Here is a 19078-nt window from a genome sequence, read left to right on the forward strand (position 1 = left end):
GCGGCGCCCTCCGTGCCGAGTGCTCGAGCTCAGTGCTCGCCGTGCTCAGTGCTCGCCGAGCGCGACGGCGAACTCGTTGGGGGTGTGATCGAGCTCGGCCGTCGCCGTGATCTCGCCGGTGCGCAGATCCACCGCGTGCACCGAGTTCGCCGCGGGCTCCGTCACGTACGCGGTGTCGCCGCCCGTGCCGACCAGCGCCGGGTGGGCGTCCTGCCACTCGGCCGGACCCTCCCAGGCGTCGATCACCGGGAACTCGTCGACCAGGTCGCCGGTCTCGGGATCCAGCACGTGGATCGACCCGTCGGTCGACAGGATGTAGGCGAGGTCGTCCGGTCCGCGCGTCACGTCGCGGAAGGTGTACCTCACGTTCTCGGGCAGGTCGACGACCTCCAGCTTCTCGGCGACGGTGTCGATCAGCGCGACGGAGCCGAGCAGGTAGCCCTCGGCATCCGGGTCCGACTTGTAGTCGCCGACGACGATCGGGCTCGTCTCCGAGACGAAGGCGTTGCCCATGCGACCGTACGCGTCGGGGGCGTCGAGCTTCGTGAACGCGCCGTCCGAGTAGAGCAGCGCGCCGTCCTCGCACCCGAAGACGACGGCCTCGTCGGCCGCGGTGCCCTCACCGTGGATCCCGGGGCACTGATCGCTCGACGTCACCTCGTCCCAGTGGTCGTCGTGCGCGTGCAGGGCGACGGCGCCCGAGCGCGAGGTCTCGTCGCCCACGGTCGTCACGAGCGTGCCGTCCTCGAGCTCGATCGAGACGCCGTGGTGCGCGTGCTCAGCCGTGTGGGTGACGGCCTCGGGCAGCTCGCCGTCGACGTGCGCGAGATCGTGGGTGTCGAACACGGTGGTCTCGCCCGCGCCGTCGTCGTAGAGCACCGTCTTGCCCGCGTGCCGCACGACGTGGCCCGCGGCCGAGGCGGGAACGACGAGCCCGGTGAGCGCCGGCTCGGCCGTGTCGAGCAGTTCGAAGCCCTGCGAGGTGGTGACGAAGACGTGCCGGCCGTCGCCGGCGGCGTTCAAGCGGGTGAACTCCTCGCTCTCGAGCTCGTCGACGAGTTCGAGGGTCTCGGCGTCGAGCACGGCGATGCCGCCCGCGTACGAGACGGCGACGCGCTGCTCGTCGGAGTGCGCGTGCTCTTCGCTCGCGGAGTCGGAGGAGGAGTCGCCGGCCGCGGCGTCGCCCGCCGTGTTCGAGGAGCACCCGCTCGCGAGCAGTGCGAGCCCGAGCAGCGCCGCGGGGGCGCCGTATCGGAGGTGTCGTCGGGTCATAGTGGTGTCCTGCTTTCTTTCGATGGGTGTTACTGCGTCAGTCCCTCGGAGATGCGCGCGGTGTTCGCGCGCATCATCTCGAGGTAGGTCTCTGCGCCCTCGCCGGGGCCCGTCAGCGACTCGGTGAAGAGCTCTGCGACGCGCACGTCGATATCGGCCTCGCTCGCGAGCACCTGCACCAGGCGATCGGGCTGCGACGACTCCGCGAAGATCGTGGAGACGCCCGCCTCCGTGATCGCGTCGCTGAGCTCCTGCAGGTCGGCCGCGCTCGGGGCGGCGAGCGTCGTGCCGCCCGGGATCGCCGCGCCGATGATGCGGAAGCCGTAGCGATCCGCGAGGTAGCCGAACACGTGATGGTTCGTGACGAGCGCCCGCCGCTCCGCCGGGATCGCCGCGAACGCCTCCGTCATCTCGGCGTCGAGCGACTCGAGCTCACCGCGGTACTCCGCGGCGTGCTCGGCGAGCCGTTCCCGGTCCACGCCGTCGATCCCCCCGACCGCCTGCTCGACGGCGTCGACCACGTCCACCATCGTGGCGGGGTCGGTCCAGAAGTGCGGGTCGGGGGCGCCGGCCGCGTCTCCGCTCGCGTAGGGCAGCGACACGACGGCGTCGCCCGCTACGAGCAGGGGGGCGCCCGAGTCGGCGGCCCGATCGAGGTGCTGCTGGAGCCCCTCCTCCAGCCCGAGGCCGCTCGAGACGATGAGGTCTGCGTCGCCGAGCATCGCGGCCTCCTGCGCCGAGATCTCGAACGAGTGGGGGTCGGCGTTGGGGCGCATGAGGGTCGTCACCTCCGCCTCATCGCCCACCACTTCGCCCACCACGTCGCCGAGGATGTTGGTGGTGACGACGATCTGCGGGCGATCCGCCCCGCCGTCCGCGCCGGTCGCGCCCGCCGCCCCGCCCTGGCCGGGCGACGCGCACCCGGCCAGCGCGATCGATGCGAGAGCGCCCGCAGCCAGGGCGAGAGCGGCGGCGAGTCTCGTGCGCCGCGCGCTCATCGGCCGGTCTCCACGACGAAGTCGGCGGCCGTGCCGGGTTCGAGGGTGCGGGCGACCCGGGCGCCGTCGGCGTAGTCGATCTCGTGCACGGCGCCGGTCGCGGGGTCGTTCACGTAGGCGCGCTGCGCGTCGACGGTGAGCGACGCCCGGCCGCCGTGGTCGGCGTCGGAGACGAGCGGATCCGTCGCCGCGACCTCGGCCCCGCTCCCGTCGAAGACGTGCACCCTGCCATCCGATGTCAGCGTCACGAGGTGCTCCGACTCGTCGTCCACCGCGGTCGCCGCCGCGGGGCGCTCGGGCATCGCGATCCAGCGCCACGACCGCTCGCGCGTGTCGAGCAGCCACACCCCGCTCCCGTCCCCGAGACCCGCGACGGTCGGGCGGCCCTTGCGCGCCGAGAACTCGGTCGCGGCCGGGGCGGCCCCCTCGGGGTACGGCACCTGCGTCAGCTCGGTCGCGCCCTCCGACGAGGTCGCCAGCACCGCGCCGTCGGCGCAGCCCACCACGAGGGCGAGTCGGGTCGTGATGGTGCCCGACGCGTCGGCGCAGGCGATGGCATCGACCTCGGATCCCTCCGCGTCGACCGCGCGCAGCCGCGCGACGTCGCCGCCCGCACCCGCCTCGGAGACGAGGGCGCCGGTGCCGAGGGGTGCGATGATCCCGTCGTGCGGTGCGACCTCGAGCCGCAGCGTCTCGCGGATCTCGCCCTGCGAGAGCGCCGCGTTGTCGAGCAGCACGGCTTCGCCCGATTCGGGGAAGAAGACGCCGGTGCCGCCCGCGGTCGAGAGCATGCCGGTCGCGACGGTCGCGACGCCCGAGCCCGCGACCGAGCCCGGCAGCGCGGGGGTCGCGCGGTAGTAGTGGAAGTGGTCGACGTGATCCCACGTCCACGCACCGCTGTCGACGATGTCGACGCCCTGATCGTCGGCGACGAACGCGTAGCGCCCGTCCGTGGTCACGGCTTCGGGGGCGCGCACCGGGTCGAGTTCGGTCTCGGCGCCGTCGAGCAGATCGAGGAGCGACACGGAGCCGCCTGCGTCGATCGACACGAGGTGCAGCGGCGGTTCGGGGGCCTCGACCGCGCCCTCGATCTTGGCGTGACCGGCGCCGGAGTCGTCGGAGGCGGAGGCGGCGTCATCGGGCGCAGGGGCGTCGGAGGGCGACGCGCTGCAGCCGGCGAGCAGGATGCCGAGCGCGGCGACCCCGGCCAGTGCGGCGGTGCGGGTTGGGCGGTGGGAATGCGAGAACATCGTGCCTTTCACGGGAGCGGAGCGGGGTGGTGGAGTGCGGGGGCCGTGGGCGGCGGTGCGCCGACGGTGTGCGTTGCGCCGGCGGCGTCGGCGGGGGCGGCGTCGGCGACCGCGTGCGGGGCGCGCCGCAAGCGGGCCGTGGCGCGCGCGAGCAGGCCCGAGAGTGCGGCGAGCGCGATGGCGCCGGCCGCGATCGACGCGCCCGCCGCGGTGCCGAGGTGCCAGGAGGCGAGCAGGCCGATGCAGACCGCGAGCGCACCGACCGCGCTCGCGAGCACCATGCGCGTCGCGATGCTGCGCGTCCACGGGGCCGCCGCCACTGCGGGAGCGAGCAGGAGTCCGACGACGAGCAGTGAGCCGACGGCCTGGTACGAGCTGACGACCGCGAGGGTGACGAGGCCGACGAGCGCCACCTGGGCGAACTGCGGCTTCAGGCCGAGGGTCGCGGCGATGCGCTGATCGAATGCCGCCGCCACGAAGCGGCGGTGGAAGCCGGCGGCGACGCCGATCGTGACCGCGGACGCACCGGCGAGCAGCCAGAGGTCGGCCGGGGTGATCGCGAGGATGTCGCCGAAGAGCATGACGGTCGCGTCGGTGGCGAAGCTGCGGGAGTGCGACACGATGATCACGCCCAGCGAGAGCATCGCGACGAAGAGCAGGCCGATGCTGGTGTCGTAGGAGAGGCGCCCGCGGCGCTGCACCCAGCCGATGAGCACGCTCATCGCGATCGCGCTCGCGGCGGCGCCGAACGTCGTCGGCAGGCCGATCACGGTCGCCAGAGCGACGCCGGGGAGCATGCCGTGCCCCAGGGCCTCGCCGAGGAACGCCATGCCGCGGATCACCACCCAGGTGCCGACCACACCGCAGACGAGGGCGACCAGCGCGCCTCCGATGAGGGCGCGCAGCACGAAGTCGGCGGTGAAGGGTTCGAGGAGCATAGGCACTCGCACATCCTACGCATAAACGAGAATCATTATCAAAATCAGATAGGCTTGCGGCATGTCCTCCTCGATCGCGGGCTCCGGCCCGCTCACCCAGCATCCCCATGCCAGCAGGTCCGAGCCCTCGCGCGCCGCCGGGCGGGCGCGCCCCCTCGTGCGCGGCAGCGGCCTCCGCTTCGCCTTCGACGGCGCTCCCGTGCTCCACGGCGTCGACATCACGCTCGAACCGGGCGTCGTCACGGTGATCGCCGGCCCGAACGGTGCGGGCAAGTCGACACTGCTCGAAGTACTCGCCGGCGTGCGGCGGCCGACGGCGGGAAGCGTCGAGCGATCCGGATCGCTCGCGCTCGTCGTGCAGCGCATCGCCGCGCCCGACGCCCTGCCCGTCACCGTTCGCGAGGTCGTCGCGATGGGCACCTGGCAGCGGCGCAGCGCGAGTCGTGCCGAAGCGAGGCGGAGAGCGGTCGAAGCGCTCGAGCGCGTCGCGCTGCACGAGCTCGCCGATCGTCCGTTCGCCGCGCTCTCGGGCGGCCAGCGCCAGCGCGTGCTGCTCGCGCAGGGCATCGCCCGCCGCGCGCAGATCTTCCTCCTCGACGAGCCCGCCTCCGGGCTCGACGCCGAGAGCCGCGAGCGCACGCATGCGATCCTCGCCGCGGAGGCCGACCGCGGGGCCGTGGTCGCCTGCGTCACCCACGACGACGCCGCCATCGCGCGCGCCGACCGCGTGGTGCGTATCGAGGAGGGCGTGCGCGTGGCGTGAGCCGCGTGCCTGGCGAGTGCGGCGTGCGCGCGGCGGCCGTGCGCTGGCGGCCGTGCGGGGATGCTGACAGGAGCCGCGCGGAGCGCCGCCTAGACTGTTCCGTACGCTGCGTTGCGCGCGCAGCGGTGGACGAAGGAAGGGTGGTTGCCGCTCAGATGATCACCGAACCCGTAGCCGAGATCGATCTCGACGCCATCGCATCCAACATCCGGGTCCTCTCCGCGCTCGCGCCGCACTCCGAGCTCATGGCGGTCGTGAAGGCCGACGGATACGGGCACGGCGCCCTCCCGGTCGCGCACGCCGCCGTCGCCGCGGGCGCCGGTTCACTGGGGGTCGCGACGATCCCCGAGGCCCTCGCGCTGCGAGACGGAGGGGTCACCGCCCCGATCCTCGCCTGGTTGTCGACGAGCGGGTACGCCGCGGCGATCGCGCGCGACGTGCGACTCGGCGTGAACTCGGAGCGTCAGCTCGCGGCGATCGCATCCGCCGCGCGCGAGGTCGGCCGGCCGGTCGAGGTGCACGTCAAGGTCGACACGGGGCTCAGCCGCAACGGCGTCACCGAGGCCGAGCTGCCCGAGGTGCTGCGTCAGCTCGGGCGCCTGCGCGCCGAGGGCGCGGTGCGCGTGCACGGGCTGTTCAGCCACCTCTCCCACGCCGACGTGCCCGAGCACCCGCAGAACAGCCTGCAGCTCGAGCGCCTGCTGGCGGCGCGCGCCGCGTTCGACCGGCACGGCATCCCGGTCGAGCAGATGCACCTCGGCAATTCGGGCACGGCGCTCGCCCGGCCCGACCTGCACCTCGACGCGCTGCGTCCCGGCCTCGCGATGTACGGATACACGCCGTTCGAGCAGCCCGACTCGTCGCTCGTCCCCGCCATGACGCTGCGGGCGCCGCTCGCCCTGATGAAGCGGGTGCGCGCCGGCGACGGGGTGTCGTACGGGCACACCTGGATCGCGGAGCGCGACACCACCCTCGGCCTCGTGCCGCTCGGGTACGCCGACGGCGTGCCGCGCATCATGTCGGGCAGGTTCGACGTGGCGATCGGCGATCGGCGCTTCCCGAGCGTGGGGCGCGTCTGCATGGACCAGTTCGTCGTCGACCTCGGCCCCGACGCCGCCGGTGTCGCCGAGGGCGACGAGGTGGTGCTGTTCGGGCCGGCGCAGGGCTGGCGCCCGAACGCGCGCGAGTGGGCGCACGCCGCCGGCACGATCCCGTGGGAGATCCTCACGAGCATCGGGTCGCGGGTGCCCCGCAGCTACCTCCCCGCCCGCTGACGGCGCCGCGCCGCGCGCTCCGCCGCGCTCCGCTCCGCTCCGCTCCGCGCACCGCTCCGCTCCGCTGTCCCTCACGTCCCTCATCCGGAGCGGGGTCACTTCGGGAGTGTGTCGCTCCTCAACGGCGACGCGACACCCTCCCAAAGCGACCCCGCTCGCAGAATGGGCGCGGTCGGCGGGCGGGCGGCGGCGGGCGGGCGCGGTCCGCGGTAAAGGAGGGCGGATACCAGATCTGCGGATGAGGCTTCCGCAGAGTTCGCACTTCTTCAGCTTCGCGTTCGCGCGTGCTCCTAATCTGGCACCCGGTTGATCCACGACAGCGAAAGCGAGACCGTCACATGCCACGCACCCGCACTCCCCGCACCAACGCCGCAGCGACGGCGACACCCGCAGCGACCACGTGGGGGCTGCTGATCATCCGCATCGCGCTCGGTGCGGTCTTCCTCATGCACGGCGCGCAGAAGCTGTTCGAGTACACGATCCCGGGCACCGTCGCATCGTTCGGCGAGATGGGCGCGCCGCTGCCCGACATCACCGCGCCGCTCGTCGCCGTGCTCGAGTTCGCGGGCGGCGTGCTGCTCATCCTCGGGCTGCTCACGCGTCCGGTCGCGGCGCTGCTCGCCGTCGACATGGTGGTGGCCCTCGTGCTCGTGCACGCTGCGGCGGGATTCTGGGTCGCGGAGGGCGGCTGGGAGTTCGTCGCAGTGCTGGGGGCGGGCGCGCTCGGCATCGCGCTGACGGGTGCGGGATCGCTCTCCCTCGACCGGCCGCTGCTCCGCGGTCGGGCTCCGGCCTGGCTCGCGTAACGCTCCGCGCGCCGACCGCCGCGCCTCGCCGTCCCGCTCGTACGGCCATCCACCCCGGCACCTCCCGGCACAACCCGGAGCGGGGTCACTTCGGGAGCGTGTCTCTCCTCAACAGCACTGCAACACACTCCCGAAGCGACCCCGCTCGCAGAAGGGCGCGGCGCGGCACCGGCCGGGCGGGCCGGCACCGCCGTGGCCGTGGTAGACAGGAGTTCCGCAAGCGACCAATGGAGGAGCATCATGGCAGGGCACGCATCGTTCACCGCGCACAACGGATTCGCGCTGCCGCCGATCGGGCTGGGAACCTACCGGTTGAACGGCGATGCCGGCGCCGATGCGGTCGCCGCGACGGTGCGCGCCGGTTACCGGCTGCTCGACACGGCGGTCAACTACGAGAACGAGGGGTCGGTCGGCCGGGGGTTGCGCCTCGCGGGCGACGCGGCTGAGGGCGTCATCGTCACGTCGAAGCTGCCCGGCCGGCATCACGGAGCGCCGGATCATCGCACGAGCGTAGAGGAGAGCCGTTCGCGCCTCGGCGTCGATGCGATCGGCCTGCATCTGATCCACTGGCCGAACCCGTCGCAGGGGCAGTACGTCGACGCCTGGCAGGGGCTCGTCGACGCGCGCGAGCGGGGAGTGGTCGAGCAGATCGGCGTCTCGAACTTCCTCCTCGATCATCTCGAGCGGATCGAGCGCGAGACGGGGGTGCGCCCGGTCGTGAACCAGTTGGAGGTGCACCCGTACTTCCCGCAGGTGGAGGCGGTCGAGGCGCATCGCGAGCTCGGCATCATCACGCAGGCGTGGAGCCCGATCGGGCGCGCGGGTGCGGTGCTGCAGGAGCCCGTGGTGCGGCAGCTGGCGGAGTCGCACGGCTGCACGCCGGTGCAGGTGGTGCTGGCGTGGCACGTGGCCCGCGGGGTGGTGTCGATCCCGCGTTCGCAGCGGTTGGAGCGGCAGCGGGAGAATCTTGCGGCGGCCGAGGTGCGGCTCGACGACGCCGAGGTGGAGGCCATCACCGCTCTGGGGCGCCCCGATGGTCGTCTATTCGATGCGGATCCCGCGACGCACGAAGAGATGTGATCGGTTCTGCGGCGACCCGCGCCGGGCGGGGGCCCGGCGATCAGCGCCGGGCGGGCGCCCGGCGTTCAGCGCCGAGCGGGTTCCGTTGACGGAGCGCCGTCGCCGGCGCCGGGGGCTCGGCCGACGATCTCGTCGGCGCGCACCGCGATCCACTCGATGAGCGGCAGCATGCGATCCATGAGCTCGCGGCCGCGCTCGGTGAGGCGGTATTCGACGTGGGGCGGCACGGTCGGCAGCGATTCGCGGTGCACGATGCCGTCGGCGACGAGTTGCCGCAGGGTGGAGGCGAGCATCTTCTCGCTGATGCCCTCGACCTCGCGGCGCAGCTCGCCCCATCGGTGGGTGCCGTCGGAGAGGGTGCAGAGCACCAGTACTCCCCATCGACTCATCACGTGGTCGAGCACGACGCGCGTGGAGCAGTCTCGCGCGAATGCGCCGGTTTCGCGCAATTGCGCATAACTCACCATCAGGGAAGTACCTTACCCGAAAGTGGGTACCCGCGCCCGGGAATGCACGCGAGGGGCGGATCGCTGCACTCCCCGAAACCTCCGACGAAAGGACACCTCATGACTCTTCTCGTGACTGCAGCGAGCGGCGCCCTCGGGCACCTCGTGGTCGACGCACTGCTGGCCCGCGGAGTCGCGCCCGAGCAGATCGTCGCCGGCGCGCGTACTCCGGCGAAGGCCGCCGACCTCGCCGAGCGGGGCGTCGCGGTCGTGCCGCTCGACTACGACGACGCGGCGTCGGTCGACGCGGCGTTCGCCGGGGTCGACCGTGTGCTGCTCATCTCGGGGAGCGAGGTCGGCAAGCGCGCCGCACAGCATCAGACCGTGGTCGATGCGGCGAGGCGCGCGGGGGTCGAGCAGCTCGTCTACACGAGCCTCGCGAAGGTGGAGGGCAGCTCGCTGGCGCTCGCACCCGAGCACCTCGCGACCGAGCGCGCCATCGCGGCGTCCGGGCTGCCCGCGACGATCCTCCGCAACAACTGGTACGCCGAGAACTACGTCGCGAATCTCGATCAGAACGGCGAGACGGGGGTGCTGCTGTCGGCGACGCGGGGAGGCCGGGTCGCCGCCGCCGCGCGGGCGGATTATGCGGAGGTCGCAGCGGTGGCGCTGATCGACGACGCGCACATCGGCAAGGTCTACGAGCTGGCGGGGCGTCCGCTCGCCTACGACGACATCGCTGTCGCGATGGGCGAGGCGCTGGGGCGCACCGTGGTGCATCGCGACGTGTCGGCGGACGAGCTGCGCGCCGCGCTCGAGGGCGCCGGCCTCGACGCGGGCACCGTCGGCTTCCTGACCGGACTCGACGCGGGGATCGCGGAGGGCGACCTCGATGTCGACGATCCGACGCTCGCCGAGTTGATCGGCCGTGAGCCGACGCCGCTGGTCGACGTGCTGCGCGCTGCGCGGGGCGCGGCGACCGGAAGCTGACGCGGAAACGCGAAGCGGGCCGCGCACGAATGACGTGCGCGGCCCGCTTCGGCAGGTCGACGGCTCCGGCGGCATCATCGCCGGAGCCGATCGCTCAGACCGTGATCTTCTCGCCCGCGAGGATGCGCTCGACCTCTTCGTACGCCTCGGTCTCCGAGATGCCGCGTGCGAGGGCGAACTCGGTGACGAGGATGCCGCTCGCGCGCTGGTACATGGCCTTCTCGCCGGTGGAGAGCTTCGCGCCCTGGCTGCGGCGCCACAGGTCGCGCACGACCTCGCCGACGCGGTGCACGCTGCCGGAGGCGAGCTTCTCGCCGTTGGCCTTGAAGCGGCGCGACCAGTTGCCCGGCTCCTCGGTGAACTCCTCCTGGAGGATCTGGATGAGCGACTCGATGCCGTCGCGGTCGATGAGCTCGCGCACGCCGATCTCGCTCAGCTGGTCGGCCGGGATCTGAATGGAGAGCTCGTTGAGCAGGGGCTGCAGGGTGAGCCATGTGCGCTCGACGCCGCCGATCTTCTTCACATCGATCGCAGTGATCGTCACCGCACCGTGGTGCGGGTACACGAGGGTGTGTCCCACGACGTGAGACTGCTGCATAGTGATCTCCTCAGGCAATGTCGTGTGCCGACGCGTGGGCTGGATGCCGCACCGTCTGGACGAGTTTGAGGGGAGCGGACGCCGCCGCCAGCGGTCTGCTCACGCCCTCGAACTTGCACTTCATACTAATTTTAGCCGATTCCGGCCGATTTGCCCAATCGAAGGCAGTATGATGCCCCCGCACCCCCGAGCGTGGAGGCGGGGGCGTTCCGCAGCACGCCTCAGTTCAGCGCGATGATGCCGATGTTGAGGGTGCTCGCGAAGCACAGCCACAGCAGGTAGGGCACCATCACCCAGCTGGCGATCCGCGACCATTTCGCCGCCGACACGGCGAGCGCGATCACGACGACGATGAGGGCGATGATGACCACGGCGGCGATCCACCAGGCGGCGTCGCCGATCACGGGGAGCCCGGCGAAGAAGATGGGCGTCCACAGCGCGTTCAGCACCATCTGCACCACGAAGAGCGCGAGCGCGGAGCGCGCGGCGTTCGGCCCGCCCATGCGGAAGCCGGCCCGCCAGATGAGGAAGCCCGCGAGGGCGATGAGCGCGTACAGGGCCGTCCACACGGGCCCGAAGACGGCGTTCGGCGGGTCCCACGGCACCTTCTCGGCCTCGGCGTACCAGCCGTCGACGTTGCCGGTCGAGGCGAGCGATCCGCCGAAGGCGACCGCGGCGACGATCAGGAGGAAGAGGACGGCGGCGATCACCTGCCGCAGCGTCGTCGGGCCCTTCGCCCGGGCGACGACCTGCTCGTCCACATCCGTGTGCGTGCGCGTGTGCATATGCGGGTGACCCCTTCCGTGCATCGGGCAGCCGGCCGGTGCGGCCGATTGCTCGCCACTCTGCCGTCTGCGGCGACCGGGCGCCAGGGGGTTGCGGGCGGGTTGCGGGCGGGTTGGGGGCGGAGGAGCGCCCGAGAACGAGAGAAGATCCGGCGCCGATGCCTGCACGACTCTGCGTGCACGGCATCGGCGCCGGATCTCCTCCCGGCACCGGCGTCTACTGGCCGGAGATGTTGTCTCGCGCCTCCTCGGCACGCGACTGCACGTCGTCCGAAGCCGACGTCGCCTCGCTCTTCACGTGATCGACGGCCTCAGTCGCGCTCTCCTTCACGGCCTGCGCGGCCTCGGCGGCCGGCTCCTGCAGGTTCGAAGCGACCGACTTGGCTGCGGCGGTCGCCTCGTCGACGAGGGGCTGCGCCTCCTCGCGAAGCGTCTGCGAGAGCTCCTTCTCCTTCTCCGAGCTCGGGATCAGCGAGGCCGCGACCAGCCCGACGCCGAACGCGATGAGCCCGACGGCGAGGGGGTTGCCCTCGGCCTTCGCCTTCACCGTGTGCGCGGCGTCGTGCGCGGCGTCGCCCGCACGCGATGCGGCGTCGCTCGCGCGCCCCGCGACATCCGAGGCCGAGCCGCTGGCGTCGTCAGCCACGCCCATCACGCGCTCCTTGAACGAGCCGAACTTGGAGCGCACCTTGTCCTTCTGGCGGTCCACGATCTTGCCGGGCGTGACCTTGTCGACGAGGGCGTCGGTGTCGGCCCCCAGCGACCGGCGGGTGCGCTCGATCTCGGCGCGGATGGCGTCAGGTGACTCGTTCATCGGTTCTCCTCATTTCTCTTGAGTGTCGGAATGAATTCCTGAAGGGTCTCCATCGTCTGCGGGGCGCCCTTCACCTTCTTCAGCTGCGCTTTGCCGACGACGAACAGCACGGCGGCGATGATCGCCCAGATGACGGCGACGATCAGCCCGGACCAGCCGCCGCCGACGAGTGTCGCCAGCGCGGCCCAGAGGGCGATGGAGAGGAAGAGCACGACCATGCTGCCGGCGTAGGCCGCGCCGCCGAGCATGCCCGCACCGCGGCCGGTGTTCTTCGCCGACTCCCGCAGCTCCGCCTTGGCGAGTGCGAGCTCCTGGCGCATGAGCGTCGAGAGGTCTCCCGTCACCTCGCTCAGCAGGTCACCGAGCGATTCGTTCGCGGCGCGTTCTTCAGAGGGGGTTGGGTCGGCCATCTGCGCCTCCTCCCGTGATGTCGCCGTGGCGGGATCCGCCTGTCAGCCCGGGGTTCGGGCCAGGGGTGGTGCCGGGTGCCGAGCCGGGTGCGCCGGGCACGACGCCGGGAAGCGGCGATTCGGGTGCGGCGGGCGCGGGCGGGATCGGCTGCCCGGAGGCCGGAGCGACCGGTGCGGGCGGTGCCGCCGGGGGAACGACCGGGGCTGCGGGGCTCGAGGCCGGCGCCGCCGGCGTCGTCACCGGGACCGCGGGCCGCGAGACCGGAGCGGCGGGGCTGGACCCCGTGGTGCTGGACCCCGTGGCCGAGACGCCGGATCCGCTCGACTGCTGGTCGTGGGCGCTCGATGCGAGGGCGCGGGTGAGCCGGCCGGCTACCACGCCCGCGACGGCGGCGATGCCGATGAAGGCTCCGGGCCGACGGCGCGCGAACGACTTGACCTCGTCGAGCACCTCGCGGGGTTCGCGGCTCTCGAGCCAATCCCCGATGCGGGCGACCTTCTCGGAGGTCTGACGGACGAGATCGGGGGCGACGCCGCCGCCCGAGGCGCTCGACGCCATCGCGTCGAGGTCGTCCCCCGCGCGCTGCAGACCGGTCGCGAGGCGCGACTGCTGCTTCGAGGCCTCGTCGCTCAGCTCGCGCGTCGTCTGCGCGACGAGCTCGTGGAACTGCATCGACGCCTCTTCGACGACGTTGCCCGCCTCGTCCTTCGCGGTGTGGGCGACGTTGCTCGCGTTCTCCTGCACCGTGTGCGCGAGTGCTCCGGCCTCCTCCTTCGCGGTGTCGACCGTGCCGGACGATGGGGTGCGATTCGGATTCGCGTTGCCGCTCCCGAGGAGCTCATTCTCATGGGACATGTTCTCTCCTTCCACGCCGGATCGTTGCCGGTGTGACACCGTTTGTAGTCGAAGGGGTGCGGAAGGAAACGGGCCTTGCACGGTCGGCGATCATGTGCCATCCGCGCGGGGTGGTCATATCGACTCAGGCGTTCCGGTCGACGGGCATCAATTCGACGGAGAGGTCGGCGCCGTCGACCACGGCGGTCATCATCGTGCACTCCGGCTGACGGCGGCGATCGGTCGGGGAACCGGGGTTGATGAGGTGCATGCCGGCGGGCGACACCGTGTGCCAGGGGATGTGCGAGTGCCCGAAGACGAGCACGTCTGCGTCGGGGAAGGCCGCGTCGGCTCGGCGCTCCCGCCCCGCCGCGGCGCCCGTCTCGTGCACCACCGCGAAGTCGAGCTGTTCGACGCGCACGCGCGCGACCTCGGGGAGCCGGGCGCGCAGCTCCGGCTCGTCGTTGTTGCCCCACACGCCGACGAGTCGCCGCGACCGCGCGTCGAGCAGGTCGAGCGTCGCCGCGTCGACCCAGTCGCCGGCGTGGATCACGAGATCGGCTTCGGCCGCCGCCGCGAGCACGGCGGAGGGCAGGCGCTTCGCCCGCTTCGGCAGGTGCGTGTCGGCGATGATGAGCAGGCGGGTCGTCATGCCACACTCATATCGCGGTGGGCGGGCACCACGCAAGGCACTGCCGGGATCCGGGGCCGCGTTCGACCATGGCAGCATGCACTTCGGGATCGCGACCATCGTGGCAGGCACCTGTGGCCCGCGCCATTGAGTCGTACGCCCCGATCGGCGACGGCCGCACGGTGGCGCTGATCGGACTGAACGGGCGCATCGACTGGCTCCCGCTGCCGAACCTCACGAATGTTCCGGTGTTCGCGCACCTGCTCGACGACGAGACGGGTGGCTCCTTCACGCTGGCGCCCGATCTGCCCGAATCGCAGTACCGAGCCGAGCGCCGCTACGTGCCGAACACGAACGTGCTCGAGACGACGTTCACCACCGCGGAGGGCGCCGTGCGCGTGACCGACGCCCTCGTGTCGGGCGTCGCGGGCCGGCTGCCGTGGGCGGAGCTCGCGCGTCGCGTCGACGGCCTGTCGGGCACGGTGCCGATGCGCTGGGCCGTGCGACCCGGCACGTCGCTGCAGACGGCGGCGCCGTGGGTCGAGCCCACCGCGCACGGGCACGTGGTGCGCAGCGGCGCCACCGCCTTCACCGTCGTCGGCATGGACCACGGCCCGGCCGATCCCGAGGTCGACGGCGAGCAGGGCCCCGAGCTCGCGGGTGCGTTCGCGGCCCGAGCCGGATCGCGGCACCTCGTCGCCCTCGCCGCCACGCACGACGAGCCCCTCCACTTCCCGACCCCCGAGAACGTCGACGCCGGCATCGACCGCACCGTCGAGAACTGGTGCCACTGGTCGCGCGTCTTCTCCTACGACGGGCCGTACGCCGAGGCGATGCAGCGCAACGCGCTCGCGCTCAAGCTCCTCATCTACAGCCCCACGGGGGCGATCGCGGCGGCGGCGACCACCTCGCTGCCCGAGAACCCGGAGGGCGGCAAGAACTGGGACTACCGCCTCGCCTGGGTGCGCGATCTCGCCTACACCGCGCAGGCGCTCGTGAGGTTCGGGCTGCGCGAGGAGACGCAGGCTGCCCTCTCGTGGATGCTGCAGATGATCCGGAAGCGGGGGCCCGAGCTGCACGTCATGTACACGCTCGACGGGGAGCTCGTGCCCGAACCTCACGCCTACCACGTGCGGGGGTGGCGGGGCATCGGGCCGGTCGTGTCGGGCAACCCCGCGAGCGGGCAGCTGCAGCTCGGGGTCTACGGCGACCTCATCGCGATCTGCCGCACGTACGTCGACGCCGGCAACGTGCTCGACGTCGATACCGCCCGCATGCTCGCGGGGGTCGCCGACCGCACCTGCGATCTGTGGCGAAACCCCGATTCGGGCATGTGGGAGCTCGGCACCGATCGGCACTACATCTCGTCGAAGATGGGCTGCTGGAAGGCGCTCGACGACGCGGCGGCGCTCGCTGAGGCGGGATCGATCCCCGGATCCGCCGAGCGCTGGCGGGCCGAGCGCGACCGCATCCGTCAGTGGATCGACGCGCACGGGTGGTCGGAGGAGCGCCGCTCCTACCTCTTCTACGCGGGCGGCGACGAGCTCGACGCCTCCGTGCTGCTGCACGCCCCGACCGGCTTCGACCGGGGCGAGCGCATGTCGGCCACGATCGACGCGCTCACCGCGGAGCTCGGTGCGGGCCCGCTGCTGTACCGCTACAGCGGTGCCGAGCGCGAGGAGCACACGTTCGTGGCGTGCGCCTTCTGGCGCGTCGAGGCGCTCGCCTGCGTCGGCCGCCACGAGGAGGCGCTCGAGCTGATGGACGCCCTGGTCGGCCACGCGAACGACGTCGGCATCTACGCCGAGATGATCGACGCCGCCACCGGATCCGCCTGGGGCAACACCCCGCAGGCGCTCAGCCACCTCGCGTTCCTCGGCGCCGTGATGACCATTCGCGACGTCGTCGCCGCAGACCTGCTCGACGGCCGCTGACGGCCGGCGCGCACCAGACCCCAACAGGAATACGAGTGAGAGGACACACCATGTCACGCGACCAGTACACCTTCGTCAACCCTGCCGAGCTCTACGCCGACATCAAGCCGCAGAAGCAGCACATGCCCGAACCCGGGCTCGATGCGGATCTCACCCCGAAGGCTGATCTCGGCGAGGAGAGCTACCGCGGCACCGGCCGGCTCGCGGGCCGCAAGGCGCTCATCACCGGCGGCGACTCGGGCATCGGGGCCGCCACCGCCATCGCGTTCGCGCGCGAGGGGGCCGACGTCGCGATCTCCTACCTGCCCGAGGAGGAGACCGACGCGGAGCGCATCGCCGGCATCCTGCGCGAGGCGGGCGTCACCGTCGCGAAGCTCCCCGGCGACCTGCGCGACGCGGCCTACTGCCGCTCGCTGGTCGACGACGCCGTGTCACAGCTCGGGGGCCTCGACATCGTCGTGAACAACGGCGGCAAGCAGGTCTACCAGGAGTCGCTGACCGACCTCACCGACGAGCAGTTCGACGACACGTTCAAGACGAACGTGTACGCGATGTTCTGGATCACGAAGGCCGCCCTCCCGCACCTCGCACCGGGTTCGGCCATCATCAACACCACGTCGATCCAGGCGTACTCGCCCGCGGCGATCCTCGTCGACTACGCATCGACGAAGGCGACGATCAATGCGTTCACCAAGGGGCTCGCCGCGCAGCTCGCCCCGCAGGGCATCCGCGTGAACGCCGTCGCCCCCGGCCCGATCTGGACGCCGCTGCAGCCGAGCGACGGCCAGCCGCAGGAGAAGATCGAGGAGTTCGGCGCCGAGACCCCGCTCGGGCGCATGGGTCAGCCCGCCGAGCTGGCGCCCGCCTACGTCTTCCTGGCGTCGGCGGAGTCGAGCTACGTCGCGGGCGAGACCCTCAACGTCAACGGCGGCATGCCCACCCCGTGATCGTGGATCGCGAGATGCGCCTGTTCCGCTCGACCCCGGGGATCCTCGTCGAGAGCATCTGGTGGGACGCGCGAACGGAAGAGGTGGTGTGGGTCGACATCGTCGCGGGGCTGCTGCACCGCGGGCGGTTCGACGGAGCGGCGGACGGCAGTGAGGATCGCGTGGTCCACCTGCCCCCGCCGCTCTCGGCGGTGCAGCCCGCGGAGGTGCCGGGTGCGGAGGGCGGGTACGTCGCCGCGCTCGAAAGCTCCGTGGTGCTGCTCGACGCCTCCGGCGCGATCGTCGACGAGGTGGCGCGCCTGCGCCACCGCCGCGCCGGCATGCGGCTGAACGAGGGCAAGGTGGACCCGTACGGGCGGTTCGTCGTGGGCGGCCTGAGCGTCATCGGCGACACCCCCGACGCCGATCTGTGGTCGGTGTCGGCGGATGGCGAGGCGGCGGTGCTGCGCGGAGGCTTCGGCATCACGAACGGGATGGAGTGGTCTGACGACGGGCGCACGATGTACGTGACCGACACATCGACGTCGACGGTCTACCGGGGCGCGTACGGCCCCGAAGGGCTGCTCGGCGAGCTCGAGCCGTTCGTCTCCGGGCGCACGAGCGACGGGCTGGCGCTGGCGGAGGACGGGACGTTCTGGAACGGCCTCTACGGCGAGAGCGCGGTGGCCCGATGGTCGAGCGATGGCGCGCTGCTCGAGGAGATCGCGGTGCCGGTGCCCAACGTGACCTCGGTCGCGTTCGCGGGCCCCGGTCTCGATCGCGTGCTCATCGGCACCGCCCGCGAGAATCTCACGGAGGAGCAGCTGCGCGCGGCGCCCGACTCGGGGGCGATCTTCGTGTGCGACGGCGGGGCGCGGGGCCGCCCGGTGCCCGTGTTCGGGTCGGGTCGCTCCGGCGGCTGAACCGCCCGCGGGTCAGCTCCGGTCGAATCCGTCGAGCTCGAAGTCCCAACCGGTGGCCTGCATCTCCTCGTCGAGGAGCGGGCCGCCGGTGATGGGCTGCGGGTAGCTCGGGTGCGTGCGCAGCTCGTCGGCCTGCTGCGAGAAGTCGGGCTGCTCATCGCGATCCCACTCGAGGGGCAGCGAGAGCACGTCGTTGCCGACGCCGATGACGAGATCGGCGGTGCCGACCCGGGCGTGATCCTCCGTGACGATGGGGATCCGCACCGCCTCCGCGCGTCCGTTCTTCGCGACGGCGGCCGTGAGTTTGACCAGCGCCTCGGCGACGTCGTCCGTGGTGGTGACGGTTTCTCCGGCGTAGGTGATCGTTCTCATGCAGTAACCATCGCACGCGATTACTCGCAACGTGAGACGGTTGCGTTTTTCGGGGATCGCCGGGTATACGGGGGCGCGGTGCGGGCGGCGCGACGTCTCCATCTGCTCCATCTGCTTCATCTGCGCGAAACCGAGGGTTTGCTCCGAGCGCGAGGGGTTCGGAGCCTCGGAAGCCCTCGTGCTCGCGCGAAACCCTCGCGCTCGCTGCGGCGCGGACGGGCACGGACCCGCCGCGGACCCCGCACGCACCCCAGCGAACCCCCGCCCGCGGAAGTCTGCCCGAATCCACGCGGATGTGCCATGCTGCTTCCATGGGTTTTCTCATTCATGGCGGAAATGATTACGAGTTCGAGGATCGGGTGCTCACCCACTTGAAGACGGTGATCGGGCAGAAGCTGACGAAGCAGGAGAGCTTCTTCCTCAGCTGGACCCGCACCCCCGAGCAGGGCAGCGGCCGGGTGTCGGTGTGGCTGTCGCCGTACGTGACCGTCGCGTTCCGGTTCTCGGGGAGCAAGCGGGCGGAGCTCAACCTGACGTGGTTGAAGGCCTTGAACGCGCTGTCGAACACTCCGCGCGGGCTGATCGTGATCAGCGAGGAAGAGGCCGAGGCGTACGCGAAGAACAACCCCGACCTGGTCTGACGGCGCCGGCCGCGAACGGGGGGAGGGTGCATGCTCGCAGAGTTGCCGTGGACCGTCCTCGCCGCCCTCGCGTACGCCGCGAACGTCGGCATCGGCACGGCGAGCCTGCGCGGCCGCCGGGTGCCGCGGGCTTGGCACGGCCGCGTGTTCCTCGTGGCGCTCGCCCTCACCGCGATCGCGGCGGCGACATCGTTCCCCGATCACCCCGCCCGCGGCGCCGCGCTGATCGTCGCCCTGGTGCCACTCGCGGCGCTGCCGTTCTTCGGGCGGCCCGTGCGGCGGAGCCCGAGCACGCACATCGTCATCGGCCTCGTGGCGGCGCCGTGCTTCGCGATCGCGCTGCTGCTGTGGGCGGCGGCGGTCTTCTGACCCGGGTCGGCGCCGGTGGGAAG

General features: G+C 72.0%; 22 protein-coding genes. 10 read left to right on the forward strand and 12 right to left on the reverse strand.

The window, feature by feature from the left end; translation table 11 throughout:
• Positions 1 to 45 precede the first annotated feature (45 nt).
• From aztD to aztB, 4 genes are read right to left on the reverse strand one after another with little or no spacing between them, the layout of a single operon-like run.
• Positions 46 to 1272 (reverse strand): zinc metallochaperone AztD, encoded by a 1227-nt coding sequence (gene aztD, locus BLT44_RS04760; protein ID WP_010155221.1) that lies wholly within the window; start codon positions 1270 to 1272, stop codon positions 46 to 48.
• Between the two features lie 29 nt (positions 1273 to 1301).
• Positions 1302 to 2270 carry a zinc ABC transporter substrate-binding protein AztC gene (gene aztC, locus BLT44_RS04765; protein ID WP_074689974.1) on the reverse strand — a complete coding sequence of 323 codons (969 nt, stop codon included), beginning with the start codon at positions 2268 to 2270 and terminating at the stop codon, positions 1302 to 1304.
• On the reverse strand, positions 2267 to 3520 hold the full coding sequence (locus BLT44_RS04770; RefSeq protein ID WP_010155219.1) for a hypothetical protein: 1254 nt from the start codon (positions 3518 to 3520) through the stop codon (positions 2267 to 2269). Before BLT44_RS04770 ends, aztC begins: the two co-directional genes overlap by 4 nt.
• An 8-nt stretch (positions 3521 to 3528) precedes the next feature.
• A complete protein-coding gene (gene aztB / locus BLT44_RS04775; RefSeq protein WP_176783267.1) occupies positions 3529 to 4458 on the reverse strand; it encodes a zinc ABC transporter permease AztB in 930 nt (309 codons plus the stop codon).
• Positions 4459 to 4519: 61 nt separating this feature from the next.
• Here aztB and aztA point away from each other — a divergent pair, with 61 nt between their 5' ends.
• The 4 genes from aztA (at position 4520) to BLT44_RS04795 (ending at position 8381) form a co-directional block, all read left to right on the forward strand.
• On the forward strand, positions 4520 to 5221 hold the full coding sequence (gene aztA, locus BLT44_RS04780; protein ID WP_010155217.1) for a zinc ABC transporter ATP-binding protein AztA: 702 nt from the start codon (positions 4520 to 4522) through the stop codon (positions 5219 to 5221).
• 155 nt (positions 5222 to 5376) lie between these two features.
• Positions 5377 to 6495, forward strand: a complete 1119-nt coding sequence (gene alr, locus BLT44_RS04785; RefSeq protein ID WP_010155216.1) for an alanine racemase — start codon at positions 5377 to 5379, stop codon at positions 6493 to 6495.
• A gap of 338 nt (positions 6496 to 6833) precedes the next feature.
• Positions 6834 to 7301: a DoxX family protein gene (locus tag BLT44_RS04790; protein WP_010155215.1), complete on the forward strand. Its 468-nt coding sequence runs from the start codon at positions 6834 to 6836 to the stop codon at positions 7299 to 7301.
• Between the two features lie 240 nt (positions 7302 to 7541).
• Positions 7542 to 8381, forward strand: a complete 840-nt coding sequence (locus BLT44_RS04795) for an aldo/keto reductase (RefSeq protein WP_010155214.1) — start codon at positions 7542 to 7544, stop codon at positions 8379 to 8381.
• A gap of 65 nt (positions 8382 to 8446) precedes the next feature.
• Here BLT44_RS04795 and BLT44_RS04800 read toward each other — a convergent pair whose 3' ends face one another.
• Complete coding sequence (locus BLT44_RS04800; RefSeq protein WP_010155213.1) at positions 8447 to 8848, reverse strand: winged helix-turn-helix transcriptional regulator; 402 nt, start codon at positions 8846 to 8848, stop codon at positions 8447 to 8449.
• Between the two features lie 99 nt (positions 8849 to 8947).
• On the opposite strand from BLT44_RS04800, the gene BLT44_RS04805 reads away from it, so the two are divergent.
• Positions 8948 to 9817 carry an SDR family oxidoreductase gene (locus BLT44_RS04805; protein WP_010155212.1) on the forward strand — a complete coding sequence of 290 codons (870 nt, stop codon included), beginning with the start codon at positions 8948 to 8950 and terminating at the stop codon, positions 9815 to 9817.
• A gap of 94 nt (positions 9818 to 9911) precedes the next feature.
• Here BLT44_RS04805 and BLT44_RS04810 read toward each other — a convergent pair whose 3' ends face one another.
• The 6 genes from BLT44_RS04810 to BLT44_RS04835 all read right to left on the reverse strand — a co-directional run bounded on the left by BLT44_RS04810 (position 9912) and on the right by BLT44_RS04835 (position 13911).
• On the reverse strand, positions 9912 to 10415 hold the full coding sequence (locus tag BLT44_RS04810; RefSeq protein WP_010155210.1) for a CarD family transcriptional regulator: 504 nt from the start codon (positions 10413 to 10415) through the stop codon (positions 9912 to 9914).
• A gap of 221 nt (positions 10416 to 10636) precedes the next feature.
• Positions 10637 to 11200: a TspO/MBR family protein gene (locus BLT44_RS04815; RefSeq protein ID WP_010155209.1), complete on the reverse strand. Its 564-nt coding sequence runs from the start codon at positions 11198 to 11200 to the stop codon at positions 10637 to 10639.
• Between the two features lie 217 nt (positions 11201 to 11417).
• The gene (locus BLT44_RS04820; protein WP_010155208.1) at positions 11418 to 12014 is read right to left on the reverse strand and encodes a DUF3618 domain-containing protein; all 597 of its coding nucleotides are present in this window, start codon (positions 12012 to 12014) and stop codon (positions 11418 to 11420) included.
• Positions 12011 to 12424, reverse strand: coding sequence for a phage holin family protein (locus BLT44_RS04825; protein ID WP_010155207.1), 414 nt, complete (start codon positions 12422 to 12424; stop codon positions 12011 to 12013). Before BLT44_RS04825 ends, BLT44_RS04820 begins: the two co-directional genes overlap by 4 nt.
• Positions 12402 to 13280 carry a hypothetical protein gene (locus BLT44_RS04830; RefSeq protein WP_010155206.1) on the reverse strand — a complete coding sequence of 293 codons (879 nt, stop codon included), beginning with the start codon at positions 13278 to 13280 and terminating at the stop codon, positions 12402 to 12404. The genes BLT44_RS04825 and BLT44_RS04830 overlap by 23 nt, the downstream gene beginning before the upstream one ends.
• Positions 13281 to 13404: 124 nt before the next feature.
• A complete protein-coding gene (locus tag BLT44_RS04835) occupies positions 13405 to 13911 on the reverse strand; it encodes a metallophosphoesterase family protein (protein ID WP_010155205.1) in 507 nt (168 codons plus the stop codon).
• A gap of 68 nt (positions 13912 to 13979) precedes the next feature.
• Here BLT44_RS04835 and BLT44_RS04840 point away from each other — a divergent pair, with 68 nt between their 5' ends.
• From BLT44_RS04840 to BLT44_RS04850, 3 genes are read left to right on the forward strand one after another with little or no spacing between them, the layout of a single operon-like run.
• On the forward strand, positions 13980 to 15824 hold the full coding sequence (locus tag BLT44_RS04840) for a glycoside hydrolase family 15 protein (protein WP_050803084.1): 1845 nt from the start codon (positions 13980 to 13982) through the stop codon (positions 15822 to 15824).
• Positions 15825 to 15874: 50 nt separating this feature from the next.
• Positions 15875 to 16771: an SDR family oxidoreductase gene (locus BLT44_RS04845; RefSeq protein ID WP_010155203.1), complete on the forward strand. Its 897-nt coding sequence runs from the start codon at positions 15875 to 15877 to the stop codon at positions 16769 to 16771.
• Positions 16768 to 17673, forward strand: a complete 906-nt coding sequence (locus tag BLT44_RS04850; protein ID WP_010155201.1) for an SMP-30/gluconolactonase/LRE family protein — start codon at positions 16768 to 16770, stop codon at positions 17671 to 17673. The genes BLT44_RS04845 and BLT44_RS04850 overlap by 4 nt, the downstream gene beginning before the upstream one ends.
• Positions 17674 to 17685: 12 nt before the next feature.
• Here the strand turns inward: BLT44_RS04850 and BLT44_RS04855 are convergent, their stop codons facing one another.
• The gene (locus tag BLT44_RS04855; protein WP_010155200.1) at positions 17686 to 18045 is read right to left on the reverse strand and encodes a hypothetical protein; all 360 of its coding nucleotides are present in this window, start codon (positions 18043 to 18045) and stop codon (positions 17686 to 17688) included.
• 311 nt (positions 18046 to 18356) lie between these two features.
• Here BLT44_RS04855 and BLT44_RS04860 point away from each other — a divergent pair, with 311 nt between their 5' ends.
• Entirely contained in the window at positions 18357 to 18686 is a 330-nt protein-coding gene (locus BLT44_RS04860) for a DUF7882 family protein (protein ID WP_029608074.1), read from the forward strand.
• A 30-nt stretch (positions 18687 to 18716) separates the two neighbouring features.
• Positions 18717 to 19055, forward strand: coding sequence for a hypothetical protein (locus BLT44_RS04865; protein ID WP_010155198.1), 339 nt, complete (start codon positions 18717 to 18719; stop codon positions 19053 to 19055).
• Positions 19056 to 19078 lie beyond the last annotated feature (23 nt).

The sequence above is a fragment of the Leucobacter chromiiresistens genome (assembly GCF_900102345.1).
Taxonomy (GTDB): Bacteria; Actinomycetota; Actinomycetes; order Actinomycetales; family Microbacteriaceae; genus Leucobacter; species Leucobacter chromiiresistens.

Bases quoted from the DNA above. Each gene is read 5' to 3' on its own strand.
- aztD (WP_010155221.1), bottom strand. From the start codon at position 1,272: ATGACCCGACGACACCTCCGATACGGCGCCCCCGCGGCGCTGCTCGGG.
- aztC (WP_074689974.1), bottom strand. From the start codon at position 2,270: ATGAGCGCGCGGCGCACGAGACTCGCCGCCGCTCTCGCCCTGGCTGCG.
- BLT44_RS04770 (WP_010155219.1), bottom strand. From the start codon at position 3,520: ATGTTCTCGCATTCCCACCGCCCAACCCGCACCGCCGCACTGGCCGGG.
- aztB (WP_176783267.1), bottom strand. From the start codon at position 4,458: ATGCTCCTCGAACCCTTCACCGCCGACTTCGTGCTGCGCGCCCTCATC.
- aztA (WP_010155217.1), top strand. From the start codon at position 4,520: ATGTCCTCCTCGATCGCGGGCTCCGGCCCGCTCACCCAGCATCCCCAT.
- alr (WP_010155216.1), top strand. From the start codon at position 5,377: ATGATCACCGAACCCGTAGCCGAGATCGATCTCGACGCCATCGCATCC.
- BLT44_RS04790 (WP_010155215.1), top strand. From the start codon at position 6,834: ATGCCACGCACCCGCACTCCCCGCACCAACGCCGCAGCGACGGCGACA.
- BLT44_RS04795 (WP_010155214.1), top strand. From the start codon at position 7,542: ATGGCAGGGCACGCATCGTTCACCGCGCACAACGGATTCGCGCTGCCG.
- BLT44_RS04800 (WP_010155213.1), bottom strand. From the start codon at position 8,848: ATGGTGAGTTATGCGCAATTGCGCGAAACCGGCGCATTCGCGCGAGAC.
- BLT44_RS04805 (WP_010155212.1), top strand. From the start codon at position 8,948: ATGACTCTTCTCGTGACTGCAGCGAGCGGCGCCCTCGGGCACCTCGTG.
- BLT44_RS04810 (WP_010155210.1), bottom strand. From the start codon at position 10,415: ATGCAGCAGTCTCACGTCGTGGGACACACCCTCGTGTACCCGCACCAC.
- BLT44_RS04815 (WP_010155209.1), bottom strand. From the start codon at position 11,200: ATGCACACGCGCACGCACACGGATGTGGACGAGCAGGTCGTCGCCCGG.
- BLT44_RS04820 (WP_010155208.1), bottom strand. From the start codon at position 12,014: ATGAACGAGTCACCTGACGCCATCCGCGCCGAGATCGAGCGCACCCGC.
- BLT44_RS04825 (WP_010155207.1), bottom strand. From the start codon at position 12,424: ATGGCCGACCCAACCCCCTCTGAAGAACGCGCCGCGAACGAATCGCTC.
- BLT44_RS04830 (WP_010155206.1), bottom strand. From the start codon at position 13,280: ATGTCCCATGAGAATGAGCTCCTCGGGAGCGGCAACGCGAATCCGAAT.
- BLT44_RS04835 (WP_010155205.1), bottom strand. From the start codon at position 13,911: ATGACGACCCGCCTGCTCATCATCGCCGACACGCACCTGCCGAAGCGG.
- BLT44_RS04840 (WP_050803084.1), top strand. From the start codon at position 13,980: ATGGCAGCATGCACTTCGGGATCGCGACCATCGTGGCAGGCACCTGTG.
- BLT44_RS04845 (WP_010155203.1), top strand. From the start codon at position 15,875: ATGTCACGCGACCAGTACACCTTCGTCAACCCTGCCGAGCTCTACGCC.
- BLT44_RS04855 (WP_010155200.1), bottom strand. From the start codon at position 18,045: ATGAGAACGATCACCTACGCCGGAGAAACCGTCACCACCACGGACGAC.
- BLT44_RS04860 (WP_029608074.1), top strand. From the start codon at position 18,357: ATGGGTTTTCTCATTCATGGCGGAAATGATTACGAGTTCGAGGATCGG.
- BLT44_RS04865 (WP_010155198.1), top strand. From the start codon at position 18,717: ATGCTCGCAGAGTTGCCGTGGACCGTCCTCGCCGCCCTCGCGTACGCC.